This window comes from Oharaeibacter diazotrophicus (genome assembly GCF_004362745.1).
Taxonomy (GTDB): Bacteria; Pseudomonadota; Alphaproteobacteria; order Rhizobiales; family Pleomorphomonadaceae; genus Oharaeibacter; species Oharaeibacter diazotrophicus.
This window is the reverse complement of sequence record NZ_SNXY01000009.1, coordinates 261,643-275,926: the sequence shown is the minus strand read 5'-3', so window position 1 is coordinate 275,926 and position 14,284 is coordinate 261,643. Positions and strand designations below refer to the sequence as shown.

General features: G+C 70.8%; 6 protein-coding genes. 1 reads left to right on the top strand and 5 read right to left on the bottom strand.

Annotation, left to right across the window (positions count from 1 at the left end; translation table 11 throughout):
• Positions 1 to 378: 378 nt before the first annotated feature.
• Entirely contained in the window at positions 379 to 6,168 is a 5,790-nt protein-coding gene (locus tag EDD54_RS16270) for a glycosyltransferase family 4 protein (RefSeq protein WP_126538156.1), read from the top strand.
• Positions 6,169 to 6,428: 260 nt separating this feature from the next.
• Here EDD54_RS16270 and gmd read toward each other — a convergent pair whose 3' ends face one another.
• The 5 genes from gmd to EDD54_RS16245 form a co-directional block, all read right to left on the bottom strand.
• Positions 6,429 to 7,412, bottom strand: coding sequence for a GDP-mannose 4,6-dehydratase (gmd, locus tag EDD54_RS16265; protein ID WP_126538154.1), 984 nt, complete (start codon positions 7,410 to 7,412; stop codon positions 6,429 to 6,431).
• A gap of 59 nt (positions 7,413 to 7,471) precedes the next feature.
• Positions 7,472 to 8,896: a mannose-1-phosphate guanylyltransferase/mannose-6-phosphate isomerase gene (locus tag EDD54_RS16260; RefSeq protein WP_126538152.1), complete on the bottom strand. Its 1,425-nt coding sequence runs from the start codon at positions 8,894 to 8,896 to the stop codon at positions 7,472 to 7,474.
• A gap of 223 nt (positions 8,897 to 9,119) precedes the next feature.
• Complete coding sequence (locus EDD54_RS16255) at positions 9,120 to 10,622, bottom strand: glycosyltransferase family protein (protein ID WP_126538150.1); 1,503 nt, start codon at positions 10,620 to 10,622, stop codon at positions 9,120 to 9,122.
• 142 nt (positions 10,623 to 10,764) lie between these two features.
• The gene (locus EDD54_RS16250; protein WP_165644550.1) at positions 10,765 to 13,296 is read right to left on the bottom strand and encodes a glycosyltransferase; all 2,532 of its coding nucleotides are present in this window, start codon (positions 13,294 to 13,296) and stop codon (positions 10,765 to 10,767) included.
• A gap of 23 nt (positions 13,297 to 13,319) precedes the next feature.
• On the bottom strand, positions 13,320 to 14,264 hold the full coding sequence (locus tag EDD54_RS16245) for an NAD-dependent epimerase/dehydratase family protein (protein ID WP_165644551.1): 945 nt from the start codon (positions 14,262 to 14,264) through the stop codon (positions 13,320 to 13,322).
• Positions 14,265 to 14,284 lie beyond the last annotated feature (20 nt).

Sequence of the window (14,284 nt, the reverse complement as noted above, 5' to 3'; positions counted from 1 at the left end):
CATCCTCTCGCTTCGCGTCGGTCCGGACGTCGGGCTGGCGCGGCCACCGGGTCGAGGCCATGTCGGCACGTCATAGCATCATTCCGCGCCGCGCTTCTCGGATTTTGCCGACGGCCGCCGCGGATGCGGGGGCGGGTCGGCCGGCGCCGGCCGTCCCGTAAGGTCCGGTCCGGCGCGTCGCCGGCGCGTCGTCGACGATCCTGCCCGGAACTTGCATGCATCGACGCCGTCGCGCCACACCGACCGAAGATCGGTGCGGAAATCCACGCTGTCGCGGGGATTGCGACGACGGACTTTCGCGATCGCTTCGGTTTCGCTAGGGTCCGACGGCTGTTCTTCAAGGGTGAGCTGATTGCAATGACGTCTGAATCAATCCATGTGGTGATTTCGGATCGCGGTTGGATTCTGGAACGTCTGGCTAAAGAGATCGCCGATCGCATTTCAGGTGTCACGTACGATACCGAGCCGAATACGTCGGCGGCGCTGAACTATTACGTCACCTATGGTTGTCGCAAGGAGCGCGCTTCGCCGATCGAGGTCGCGCTGTTCACGCACATCGAGGACGAGGCCAACGCCAGGGCCAAGTTCATCCGCACCGCGAAGGACGTCGACGCCTGCATCGCCATGTCCGAGGCGACCGCGACCATCCTGAAGGAGATCGGCATCGAATCGCCGGCGGTGATCCTGCCCGGCGTCGACCTCGACCGTTTCGTGCCGAAGCTGCGCGTCGGCGTGGTCGGTCGCACCTACCACACCGGCCGCAAGGGCGAGGCGCTCGTCAACGCGGTGATGGACGTCCCCGGCATCGAGTGGGTGTTCACCGGCGACGGCTGGCCGGAGGCGGGGCACCGCGTCGACGAGGCCGACCTGCCGGCCTTCTACCGCACGCTCGACTACGTGCTGGTCCCCGCCCTCAACGAGGGTGGCCCGATGTGCGTCCTCGAGGCGCTCGCCTCGGGCGTGCCGGTGATCGGCTCCGACGTCGGCTGGGTGCCCGATTTCCCGCACCATGCCTTCGAAAAGGGCAATGCGGACTCCCTGCGCGCGCTGCTCGTCAGGCTGCTCGGCGAGAAGATGGCGCTGCGCGAGTCCGTGCTCGCCGTCACGTGGGACCGCTGGGCCGGCGAGCACGATCGCCTGTTCCGCAAGCTGCTCGCCGAGCGCGGCATCGGCGGCGGCACGACCGTCGCCGCTCCGGCCGTGCGGCCCTACAAGTCGGTGGCGCTGGTCACCGCGGGGCTCGAATCGACCATCGTCGGCGGGCCGAGCGTGCGCGTGCCGAAGACCGCCGCGCTGATGCGCGACCGCGGCACCCGGGCCGAGGCGCTGTCGTTCCCGACCTCGAAGCTGACCGGCTTCGACCTCGTCCACGCCTACAACATCTGGCCGCCGGCGAGCGCCGCCCGTATCGCCCGGCGCGCCGCCGCGCTCGGCAAGCCCTTCGTGTTCTCGCCGATCCTGCTCGACCTCTCCGAGGCGCCCTACTGGCAGCACGAGGTCATGCGCACGGCGCGCAAGGTCGAGGCGCCCGAGGACGCCCGCGCGATCTTCGCCGAGGCGCGCCGTCTGCACCTCGTCGACCGCCCGGGCGCGCGCGCGATCGAGGAGCCGGAACCGGGTTACCTCGGCGGCCTGCGCGAGATCGGCGAGATCGCCGACGCGGTGGTCTACCTGTCCGAGTACGAGCGCAAGCTCTACCGCCGCCTCAGCCCGTCCGAGCCGGCGATCTCGCGCCTGATCGTCAACCCGGTCGACGCCGCCCACTTCGCCGACGGCGACCCCGACATGTTCCGGGAGGCCCACGGCCTCGGCGACTACGTCCTCTGCGTCGCCCGCGTCGAGCACCGCAAGAACCAGCTGATGCTGGCGATCGCGGCCCGCGAGGCCGGGCTGCCGCTGGTGCTGGTCGGCCACGCCGGCGACGAGGCCTACGCCAACCACGTCCGCCGTCTCGGCGGCCCCGACCTCGTCATGGTCAATCGGCTCGACCCGGGATCGCCGATGCTGCGTTCGGCGATCGCCGGCGCGCGCGTCGTCACCCTGCCGAGCTGGGCGGAGGGCGCGCCGCTCGCCGCGCTGGAGGCCGGTGCCGCCGGCGCCCGGCTGCTGCTCAGCGACCGCTCGTCCGAGCGCGAGTACTTCGGCGACCACGCCCGCTACTGCGACCCCTCGGACCCGGATTCGATCCGCGACGAGCTCGTGGCGATGTGGGACCTCTCCGGCCGCGAGGGCCGCCACGACGCCGCGCTCGCCGAGCACGTGCGCACCACCTTCTCGTGGGAGCGCCACGTCGACTCCACCCTCGACCTCTACCGCGAGGTCCGCGAGGCTCGCGGCGAGGGCAGGGTGCCGACCGCCGCGGCGCGCCTCGCCACCGTCGAGACCCGGCCGGCGCTCGCCGCCGGTGCGCCGGTGCGCATCGTGCTCGACATCACCACCATGTCCAACAACGCCACGCTGCGCTCGGGCATCGTGCGCGTCGAGGCCGCGCTGGCGCGCGAACTGCCCGGCGTGGCGGACACCGAGATCCGCTTCGTCGCGTGGCGCAACTCGGCGATCGGCTTCGTCGAGGTGCCGGCGGTGGTCGCCCGCGGCGGCCGCGTCAAGGACTTCGCCAACAGCGGCCTCGCGCAGGTCGTCAAGCCTGATGCGTCCTGGCGCGGTGCCCGCTTCGTCGTCGTCGGCAGCAGCTGGATGCAGAACGCGGAGTATGCCCAGTCGATCGTCGGCTTCGCCCGCGCCGCCGAGGCCGAGCTCTGCGTGCTGATGCACGACCTGACCCCCTACCTGTTCCCGGCGTGGTTCGCGGACGGCTATTCCGAGCCGTTCGTGCGCAACATGTCGACGTTGTTCTCCAAGGTCGATCGGCTGCTGGTCTACTCCGAGAACACCCGCGAGGATTCGATCCGCGCCGCCCTCGACATCGACCTCGACCTCGCGCCGACCCAGAAGATCCGGCTCGCCGACGACATCGGCACCTTCGCCACCGCCCTGTCGGCGTCGGGCCTCGCGATCCAGGAGAAGTTCGGGCGCCGTCCCTTCGTGCTGTCCACCGGCGCGATCCACGCCCGCAAGAACTACGGGCTGCTCTACGACGTCTGGTCGATCCTCCGCGACAAGATGGGCGATGCCTGTCCGCATCTGGTGATCGTCGGCGGCGTGTCGTGGAACGGCGGCGAACTGGCGCGTACGATGCGGCTCGACCGCACGGTCAACCGCTTCATCCACATCCTCACCGACGTCGACGATTCCGCGCTCGACTGGCTCTACCGCAACTGCCTGATGACGGCCTATCCCTCGCTCTACGAGGGCTGGGGCCTGCCGGTCGGCGAGAGCCTCGCCTACGGCAAGATCTGCGTCGCCTCCAACCGGTCGTCGGTGCCGGAGATCGCCCCGACCGTCACCGACCTGATCGATCCGCTCGACCGTGTCGAATGGGCGGCGCGGATCATGCACTACGCCGGCTCGGCCAGCGCCCGGGCCGCCCGCGAGGCGCAGATCCGCGACACCTACCGCCAGACCACCTGGGCCGACACCAGCCGCGACCTCGTGACCGTGCTGCGCGAGCCGACCACGACCCGCCAGCGTAACCGCTACACGCTCGGTGAACTGGTCCTCCTGTCGGACGGCATCGGGGCCGCCCGCTTCCTCGAGGGCGGCTGGTCGCAGCCCGAGGCCTGGGGCACCTGGGTGGTCGACGCGTCGCCGCGGGTCCGCCTGCAGCTCGATCGCAGGCCGACGTCCGACCTCGTCCTGCACATGATGGCGCGCGTGCTCGCGCCGCCGCAGTTCGAGGTGGCCTACACGGTCGTGGCCAACGGCACCAAGGTGGCCGACTGGCGCTACCGCAACCCGGTCACCGTGCCCGCCGGCCACACGCCGCACGTGCTCAACATCGCAGCGATTCCCGCCGATCTCGTCGGCGACGACGGCGTCCTCGTGCTGGAGTTCGTCGCCAGTCGCATCTTCAAGGTCGCCGAGGTCATCGGGGGCTCCACCGACCCGCGCAACCTCGGGCTCGGCGTGGTCGCCTTCGCCGTCCAGGCCAAGCCGCACGCCACCACCGGCTACGACCTCGCCTACCAGCTCGACGTCCGCAAGGCCGTCGGCCTCGACGTGCCGTTGGAAAACGCGATGCGGCACTCGCCGGTGCGGCCGGCGCTGCCGATCGGCGAGTGGGTCTTCGGCGGCAGTGCCGCCGCCAAGGTGGTCGTCGCCAATCCGGCGATGGCGGCGGCGACCTATGCCTTCACGCCCGTCAACGGCACGGTGACGTTCACCGGCGGTCTGCCGTTCCTCGACCCCGCCCAAGAGACCTGCCGCCTGCGCGTCCTGGTCGCCCCGGGTTCGGCCGCCGCCGCCGACTGCGACGTGCTCGTCCACGTCAACGGCGAGATCGTCGCGGAGCGGCGCTTCGAGGCGGAGGGCGTGGCCGAACTCCACGTCGACGTGCCCTTCGCCCTGCTCGCCGCCCGCTCGCCGGCCACGATCTCGGTGTTCCTGGTCGACGGGCCCGCCGCGGGCGACAAGGGGACGTCGCTGCTGGCCGTCCGCCTGGATCCCGGCGTGTCGGGGGCTCCGGGCCTGCCGATCACCCGCGACGCGCCGCATCTGCCCGACTCCGCCCATGCCGACCGCGTCCTCGACGGCGCGTGGTACGGCTCTGAGGGGCACCGGGTCTGGTCCGTCGGCGATTGCGGTCGACTGGTCTACCGGGTCGACCTCGCCGAGGGCGGTAGCGAGTTCCTGCTGCTGCGTCTCGGCGCCGTCGTCGACGGCGCCGAGGGCGACGAGATCTTCGTCGAGATCGACGGGCAGGCTCTCGCTCCGCTGCCCGTCCCGGCCGGTGCCGTCGGGGGTGTCGACCTCGGCGAGGTTCTGGTTCCGCTCGGCGGGCTGCTGCCGCCGGGACGCCGGCGCGTCGAGATCGGCCTGCGTCGCGGTCGACGCACCGCGCCGCTCCTCCTCGGCCTGTCCGCCGACGCCCGCGAACTCGGCGTGATGTTCAAGGGCGCCCGGCTCGACGGCTGCATGCCAGGCGAGAGCCTGGTCGGCCTCGACGACGGCGAGCCGGCCGAGCGTGCGCGGCGCTACCAGGCCGCCTATCTCGAACTCCTGGAGCGGCCGCGCCTCGTGGTCGACGTGTCGGCGCTCGGTGACGGCGTCGAAGCGCCGGGCGCCGCCGCGGCGATCGCCACCGCGCTCGCCCGGCGCTCGGTGCAGGGCCTCCGTCCGGTGCTCGCCCGCCGCGACGGCCGCGGCTACGTCGCCGCGACGGCCGGCCCCGACGCGGAGGTGATCGACCTGCGCCCCGGCGACCGTGTCCTGCTCGTCCTCGAGGGCGGCCCGACCGAGGACAACCTCGCGGCGCTCTCGGACGTCCTGGCGCTGCGCTGCGGCAAGGGCCTCGTCGTGGTCGAGCCGGCCGCCGACGGCTTCCCCTGGCGGCTCGATTCCAACCTGCTGCGCGACGGTGCGTGGCTGGGGGCGGTCGACGGCATTGTACCGGACCTCTCGATGTGGCCGGGGCTGCCGACCGGGGGGCGCTCGGTCGCGCTCGACGTCCACCGGGTCCGTGTGCTGGACGCGGAGGAAGGCGGGATCGCCGAAGTCGCCGTCGAGGTCGCCGAGGCGCTGGCGGGGGCCGTCGCCGCGGCCGGAGCCGAACTCGATCCCGACCGCTACGGCACCGCGACCTATTTCGCGACCTCCCCGCGCCTGCAGACCCAGTGCGGCCGGCGCGAGGGCGGCATGATCCGGTCGAGCGAACGGGCCGGCTATCTGGTGTTCGGCCCCTACGTTCCGGTCGGGTCGGGTCGCTACGACGTCGAGATCTACGGCGAGGGCGACGCGGCCACCTTCTCGGACTGCGTCGCCGACGTCAGCGCCCGACAGGGTACGCTGACCCTGGCGGCCGCCGGCCTCGCCGTGCTCGCCGAAGGCGTCGACGCCAAGGGCGGGCTCGTCGCCCGCTTGGCGGTCGAGATCGAAGAGCCGGTCGACGATCTCGAGGTCCGCGTCTTCGTGAAGGCGGACTCGGTGGTGGACTTCCGCTGCATGCGGATCGTCCGTCGCGGCGACCTCGAAGCGCCGGCCGCCGTCGAGGTCGAGCCGCAGGAGCCGGCCGACCTCGGCGTCGACGCCGACTTCGAGGGCGACCTCGCCTGATCGCTCGTCGGCGGTCCGGAACGAAAACGGGGCGGTGCCGACGGCACCGCCCCGTTTTCGTTGTCGTCCGCGTCCCCCTCGGCGTCGGGACAGCCCGTCGGCGTCCCCTCCGAAGACGCCGCCTCCGAAAACAAGAGGGCGGCCGGCACGCGAGGTGCCGACCGCCCGGATTCCGGTTCGAGGCGCGCCCGGTCGGGCGTCGCGGATCGACCCGAGCCTCGGGCACGTCCCGACGGATCGGGACGTGCCCGAGGCCGGTCTCAGACCAGCTGGCTGCGGTGACGGGCGAGGTCGGCGTCGACCATCTCGGTGATCATCTGCTCGAGCGTGGTCTCGGGCTTCCAGCCGAGCGCACGCTCGGCCTTGGAGGGATCGCCGAGCAGCACGTCCACCTCGGCCGGGCGGAAGAAGGTCTGATCGACCTTGACGAACTCGGCCGGGTCGAGGCCGACGTGGGCGAAGGCGATGTTGACCATGTCGCCGACCGAGACGGTGCGGCCGGTGGCCACCACGTAGTCGTCCGCGGTGTCCTGCTGCAGCATCAGCCACATGGCGCGGACGTAGTCGCGGGCGTGGCCCCAGTCGCGCTTGGCGTCGGTGTTGCCGAGGCGCAGCTCCTTGGCGAGGCCGAGCTTGATGCGGGCGACGGCGTCGGTCACCTTGCGGGTGACGAACTCGAGGCCGCGCAGCGGCGACTCGTGGTTGAACAGGATGCCCGACGAGGCGTGCAGGCCGAAGCTCTCGCGATAGTTCACCGTCATCCAGTGGGCGTAGAGCTTGGCGACCGCGTAGGGGGAGCGCGGGTAGAACGGCGTCTTCTCGCTCTGGCGCGGCTCCTGGATCAGGCCGTACATCTCCGACGACGACGCCTGGTAGAAGCGCGCGTCCGGCTTGATCAGGCGGACCGCCTCGAGCACGTTGGCCGCGCCGATGCCGGTGGCCTGACCGGTCAGCAGCGGCTGCTGCCAGGACGTCTTCACGAAGGACTGGGCGGCGAGGTTGTAGACCTCGTCCGGCTGGACGTCCTTGACGATGCGGCAGAGGCCCGAGAGGTCGAGCAGGTCACCGTCCACCATCTCGACGGAGTCGGCGATGCCGAGCCAGCGCAGGCGGTGATCGATCTTCTCGTTGTGGCTGGAGCGGCGGACGACGCCGACGACCCGGTATCCCTTGTCGAGCAGCAACTGCGACAGGTAGGCACCGTCCTGACCCGTGATGCCGGTGATGAGAGCCGTCTTGGACATGTATGACGCCTGTATGATGTCGAGGTTGAAGGAATGGGGCAAAATGAACGCGCTTGGACCTAGCCAATCGCGGGGGTGGGATCAACCGGGAATTCCTTGTCGTCCTCGTCGAGATACCCGCCCGTGCGGACTTCGATCAATTCGAGGGGAAGACGTCCGCGGTTGGACAGACGATGCGTCGTGCCGACCGGCACGTAGAACGACTGGTTCTCGCCGAGCACGCGTTCCGCCTCGCCCGGGATCGTGAGGATCGCAGAACCCTTCACGACCACCCAGTGCTCGGCGCGGTGGAGGTGGCGGTGCATCGAGAGCACGCCGCCCGGATCGACCACGATGCGCTTGACCGCGAAGCGGGCGCCGGCGTCGATCGCCTCGACGTAGCCCCACGGCCGGTAGTCGCGGCGGTGCTGCGTCGCTTCCCGGCGGCCGGACTTCGCCAGCTTGTCGACGAGGCCCTTGACCTCCTGGGCGCGGTTCTTCGGCGCCACCATGACAGCGTCCTGCGACGCGATCACCACCAGATCCTCGGCGCCGACCACGGTCGCGAGCAGGCCGTGGGCGTGGACGAGGCAGTTCTGCGAGCCGATCAGTTCCACGTCGCCGAGCGTGGCGTTGCCGGCGCCGTCCTTGCCGGTGACCTGCCAGATCGCGTCCCAGGCGCCGACGTCGGACCACGGGAAGCGGCAGCGCACCACCGCGATCTCGCGGGTCTTCTCGATCACGGCGTAGTCGATCGAGATCTTGGGCGCGCGCGAGAACGACGCCTCGTCGAGCCGGACGAATCCGATGTCGTCGGCCGCGTTCCCGACCGCCGCCTCGACGGCGTCGAGGATCTCTGGGGCGTAACGCCGGAACTCGGCGATCATCACGTCGGAGCGGAACAGGAAGTTGCCGCAGTTCCAGAGATAGCCCTCGGTGCAGTAGCGCACCGCCGTCGGCGCGTCCGGCTTCTCGACGAAGCTCTCGACGGCGCAGAGGTCGGGATCCTCGCCGAGCGGGGCGCCGGGGCGGATGTAGCCGTAGGCGGTCTTCGGCTCGGTCGGCACCAGACCGAACACCACGATCCGGCCGGCCTCCGCGCCCGGCTTGCCGGCCCGGACCGCTTCGCGGAAGCCCTCGTCGTCGAGCACGACGTGGTCGGCGGCGAGCGCCAGCACCAGCGAGCCCGGGTTGCGCCGCTCGGCGAACACGGCCGCGGCGGCCACCGCGGCGGCGCTGTCGCGGCGCGCGGGCTCCAGGATCACGGTGGCGTCGGCGCCGACCTCGCTCGCCTGTCGGCGTGCGAAGAAGCGGAAGGCGCCGGAGGTGATCACGACCGGATCGGCGAAGTCGGGACCGGCGGCGACGCGGCGCAACGTCTGCTGATAGGTCGATTCCTCGCCGACCAGCGGCTGGAACTGTTTCGGGAACGCGTCGCGCGATACCGGCCACAGTCTCGTGCCGGAGCCACCCGCCAAAATCACGGGCACGATCTTCGACGTCATCAATCGTTTCTCCGAAATAGCCGATCGGCTGAAACAGTCGGCCCGCGGCGATCGCGCGGGGGGGAGAACGACGGCCGGGTCGCCCGGATGCAAGCAGCCGAGCCGTCGTGTTGCAAGTGCAAAACGTTCCGAAACGCCCGCTTCGTCCCATCCGCGGCACGAAGGAACCGGTCCGCCGGCGCGGGTCTTTCGCAGGTGCGAAGAACGTGCCGGCGGTCGCGTGTCATCGCGGGTCCATGAGATGGGTGCTCGCCACCCGGGCGAGGCGCCGGAGGTCGAGGTCGGCTTTCGGGCGGGCGATCAGCATGTCGTTGACGCGCTCGACCTCGTCGACGAACTCCAGGATCGGATGATAATGCCGGCGCGACCAGAAGTCGGGCAGCACGAACACGGGGCCGGCCGGGTTGGCGAGGATCGCCTGCGCCACCACGCCGACGCGGAAGCGGCCCTTCGCCACCACCAGGTCCGGCACGATCGCATCCGGCCCGTCGAACGCCGCCAACGAATAGGCCGGCCAGGAGGCGGCGGCGGCCTTGTCCCTGGGGTAGCCCCACTCGCGCACGGGCCCGATGTCGACGTGCCGGAGCACCGCCCGGCCGGCGGCGACCATCGCGAGGACGGCGGGGTCGGCCTCGGCGGCCGCGATCTGCGCGGAGTCCGAATCGATGCCGACGAGCCGGGCGACACCGGTGGCGGCCGCGAGTTCGGCGATGCCGTTGACGCCGTAGACGAGCACGGCGGTCGAGCGGCCGAGCCAGCGCTCAAGCGCGGCGATCTCGGCGGCGCCGAGGCCCGGCGCACGCACCGCCGCGGCATTGGCGGCCGCGCTCGCCGGGGGAATCGCGCCGGCGCGGCGCATCGCGTCGGCCCAGCGCGCGAGCGTGTCGCGGTCCGGCATGCGGAAGGTCGGCAGCGGCCCGGAGAATTCGACCGCCTTGTCGAAGCCGAGTTCCGTGAACAGCTCCTTGCTGAAGTGGACGCCTTCCTGGCCGATGTAGCGGCCGAAACAGGCTCTCGTCATCACCTTGGCGGTACCGAGCACCATCGAGGCGATGTCCTTGGCCGCGTCCTGCGAACTCGCCGGCAGGTCGTAGCCGAGGGTGCGGAAGTAGGCCGAGATCCGCTTGACGTCGCGCTTGGCATACTCGCGCTCGCGGACGATCGCGAGATAGCCGTCGAGGATGTCGCGCTGGCGCAGCCACTGCCGCTTCGTCAGCGCGAAGCCCCACTTGTGCTGCATCGGGATGATCGCGGCCGGGTCGGCGCACTGCGTCTCGAGGCTGGCGCGATGGTCGCCGTAGGCGGCGACGTAGGCCACCAGATCCTCGCCGAGCGCGAAGTCGATCAGCTGGTCCAGGGCGGCGAGATAGTCCGGCCCGAGGATGAGGTCGTCCTCGAGGAAGACGGCGCAGTCGACGCCGCGCTCCTCGAAGAAAAATCGTTCGGCCTTGTCGAAGTGGAGCGCGATGCCGAGGTTGACGTCGCTGGCGTGGACGACGCCGTCCGGGAACAGCGCCCGGAACACCGCGACGCACTCGTCCTTCAGCGTCTCGTCGACCGCCGGACCGCCGAAACGGCTGCGGTAGCCGTCCTGGAACAGGTGGACGTCGGCGGGGTCGAAGGCGAGCGACTGCGCCGCGAGGCTGACCAGCACCTCCCTCAGGTAGTGCGGCCGGTTGTAGGACAGGATGGCGATCGGATGCCGGAACGGGGCGGTCTCGGTCATGGCGTCGCCTTCGAAGGCCGGCGTGTCGGCGCCGGCCACTGGGGAGAGTTGCCGGACCCGGGTGTCGTCGCCCGGGCCCCGGTGGGTGCACGCCGGCGGGCCGGCGCGCATTCGGGAAGCGATCGCCGCAACGGCGCCACCGTCACGACCGCGCCGCGAAGATCTCGTCGAGCCGCGCGGCGTAGCGGCGGGCGACCGCCTCCTCCGAGAAGCTCGACGTGATCCGGCGCCGGGCCGCCTCGGCCTTGGCGGCGCGCTCCTCGGGCGAGCCGATGACGGAGCGCATCACCCGGGCGGCGGCGGCGACGTCGGGCTCGGCCCACTTCTGGCCCGGCACCACGAAGATGTACTCGTCGTGGGCGAGGCAATACTCGGTCCACGGCACCAGCCAGCAGACCTCGTCGTCGCAGAAGTCCATGTTGCCGGAGTAGGCGGTGGCGATCACCGGCGTGCCGGCGCTCATCGCCTCCAGCATGCCGAAGCCCCAGCCCTCGGACTTGTGGAGCGAGACGTAGCAGTCGACGCCCCGCTTCAGGCGGATGACGTCGTCGTAGGGCATCGTCTCGTCGATCAACCGGATCCGCGGATCCGAGCGCACCGCGTCGTCGACCACGTCCCAGATCTGGATCTGCTTCGGGTCGTGGACGCGCTGCCGGTTGTGCGTCTTCAAGAGCAGGCAGACGTCCTGGCGGCCGGGGAAGGCGGCCTGGAAGGCCCGGATGACGCCGATCGGGTTCTTGCGCTGCACGAAGGAGAAGCTGTCGAACGCGGCGAGGAACACGAAGGTCTCGTCGTCGACGCCGGTGTAGCGCCTCACCAGGTCGCGCGATTCCTCGCGCGCGAACTCGGGGACGTCCTCGGCGCACATGCCGACGTTGACCACCGGCTTGTCGGTGTGCGCCTGGAAGACCTTTCGGCAGTATTCCGAGGACACCCAGATCTCGTCGAGCAGCTGCAGCGCGAGATGGTGGCAGTTGGCCGGGCTGTCGAGCTCCCAGAAGAAGTAGCCGATGTTGTAGGCGCCTTCGTAGACGTTCGGCATGTAGGCGTAGGCGAGCGGGATCGACTCGCCGTTGAGATGCAGCAGGTTGACGCGCGCACGCGCCAGCTTGCCGTGCTTCTTCTGCGACGAGAATCCCTCGGGCGCCGGGTTGTCCATGCCGAAGTCGTAGGCCGAGACGCTGCGGCCGCTGCGCTCGAGCATCGACAGCGACAGCCGGGCCGCCTGACCGAGGCCGGACGCCTTCTCCACCGGCCCGATCAGCTGGACGTCGACGGTGGTCGAGGGATCCGGCAGCGAAAAGGCCGGCGAGGCGATGCGGTGGCCCTTGGTGCGGGTGCGGAAGCGCAGCGTCGCCGGGTCGAACAGCCGGCGGGCGAAGTTGACCGACATGATGTCGTCGGGGATCAGCGTCTCGGGCAGGCGCGTTACCGCGCGCAGCAGCTTGGGGAAGGCCGCGGTCGAGCCGTCGGCGAGCTTGCGGCCCGACAGCAGCGGACGCAGGTATTCGACCGGCATGAAGCGCAGCACGTCGGGGCGCGAAAGCGCGAACAGCACGAAGTAGAGGTAGAGCGCGAAGCGGTCCGCGGGCTTCCTCTGATCGAGGAAGTGCAGCCGGGGATCGGCGGCGATCACGAACTGCATGAACTGGCTGATCGGATACACCTTGCCGGTGTCCTCGCCCGGGATCCGCGCCAGCCGCGAGGCGACCCAGTCCGGCACGAGGCAGTCCTCGACGCAGAGCTGCGGCGCCTTTTCCATCGCCCACCAGTACAGCAGGCGGGCCGTGTCACCCTGCTCTATCGAGCCCTTGAAGTCGGGATGCTCGGGCAGGAACAGGCTCATCGCCCGCGACGCCGGCGGGAAGTTGCCGACCTCGTTGAGATAGTCGACGTCCGCCTTCGGCAGCGGCGAGCGCAGGTGACCGCGCTGGCGCGAGTAGTGCTCGAGATACCAGCGCAGGAACAGGTCGCGGTGACGCGGGAAGGTCTCGGGCTGGAACAGTTGGTCGCCGCGCATGCGGTAGCGCGTGAAGTCGAGGAAGCCGGCGGTCGGCTTGGTGCCGCTGCCGGCGATGCGGCGCACCGTCTCCGGGATCGTGGTGGGCTCGAACAGCCGCTCCCACGGCGCCGGCATCTCCGACGGCGCCGGGGCGGGGCCGGCGACATGGTCGTCCGGCCAGGCGCCGGCGGCGGCGCGGCGCAGGTTCTCGATCGTCGTCAGCACCAGCTTGGCGAAGCTGTCGGCGGTCGCGTGGGCGAGACGGCCGACGACACCGAAGTCGCCCATCCAATCCGGCCGCCAGCGGCCGATCGGCTGGTCGTCGTCGCCGGCGTAGACCTCGAGTTCGAAGGCCGTGCCCGGCCGCAGCCGGTCGAGGAAGCCGTTGAGATCGAAGCGGAAGCCGCAGACGGCGGTCGGATGGCCGGCGGCCTTGACGTCGTTGCGAACGTCGCTCGCCTGCACGATGCCGATCAGCCGCTCGCCGGCGACGATGCGCACCGGGGCGGGCTGCGACGGGTCGGCGATCGCCCAGCCGTGGAGAACGCCGCCGATGACCCCGTCGACGTGGCCGAGCGAGCACGGCTTGGGCGGTGCCGGCGGCGGTGCCGGCTTGTCCTCGGGCGTCGGATCGGTCGGCGTCACGGTGGCGGGGATCTCTTCCAGGCTCATCAAATTCCCTCTGTTCATCCCGTTCACCGGACCCGGGTGCCGACGGTCCGACGCCAATGGGCGAGAATGTCCTCGAGGCTGCGTTCGAGCGAGATGCTCGTGCACCAGTCGTAGTCCTTGCGAACGGCCTCGAAAGCCCCCGCCGTATACGGCACGTCGATCGGCCTGAACAGGGCCGGATCGACGTCGACCGTCAGCGCCACCGTCGACATCGCCCGGAGCCGCTCGAGGATCGAGCCGATGCTGACCGGGTTGCCGGAGCCGACGTTGTAGATCCGGTATCCCGCCGCCTTGCGCGGGCCGGTCGCGACCGTGTCGAGCAGTCGGACGAAGTCGCGCACGTCGAGGAAGTCGCGCACCGCGGCGAGGTTGCCGACGCGGATGGCGGTGCCCCGCAGCCCCGCCTCGGCCTCGGCGACCTGGGCCGCGAAGGTGGCGGTGACGTAGGCGCGCTCCTGCTCGGCGCCGATCTGGTTGAACGAGCGCAGCACCACGGTCTCGACCGTGGCCGGCAGCATGTCGCGCAGCGCCATCTCGGCGGCGGCCTTGGTGTGCGGGTAGACGCCCTCGGGGGCGATCGGCGAGGTCTCGTCGACCGGCGCCTCCTGCAGGAACACGCGGCCGTAGACCTGAGCCGTCGAGGCGAACACGAAGCGGCTCTCCGGCACGTGCCGGGCGACCGCGAGGGCGAGATTGATCGTGGCGTCGACGTTCGAGCGCCAGGAAGACGCCGGCGACTGGTCGGCCCTGACCAGCGAGGCCTGCGCGGCGAGGTGCACCACGCAGTCGGGCCGGAACGCGGCGACCGCCGCGTCGACCGCCTCGGCGTCGGTCAGTTCCAGCGCCTCGAGGCCGTCCTCGGCGGTGCGCGCCGTCCACAGTGCCGTCACGTCGGCACGTTCGGCGAGCCGCGCCCGGAAGTGCCGCCCCGTGAAGCCGGCCGAACCCGTAACCAGAACACGCGTCATCGTCTGTCGTTCTTCCCATC

Coding starts and splice junctions, on each gene's coding strand:
- EDD54_RS16250 (WP_165644550.1), bottom strand. CDS start 13,296: ATGAGCCTGGAAGAGATCCCCGCCACCGTGACGCCGACCGATCCGACG.
- EDD54_RS16245 (WP_165644551.1), bottom strand. CDS start 14,264: ATGACGCGTGTTCTGGTTACGGGTTCGGCCGGCTTCACGGGGCGGCAC.
- EDD54_RS16255 (WP_126538150.1), bottom strand. CDS start 10,622: ATGACCGAGACCGCCCCGTTCCGGCATCCGATCGCCATCCTGTCCTAC.
- EDD54_RS16260 (WP_126538152.1), bottom strand. CDS start 8,896: ATGACGTCGAAGATCGTGCCCGTGATTTTGGCGGGTGGCTCCGGCACG.
- gmd (WP_126538154.1), bottom strand. CDS start 7,412: ATGTCCAAGACGGCTCTCATCACCGGCATCACGGGTCAGGACGGTGCC.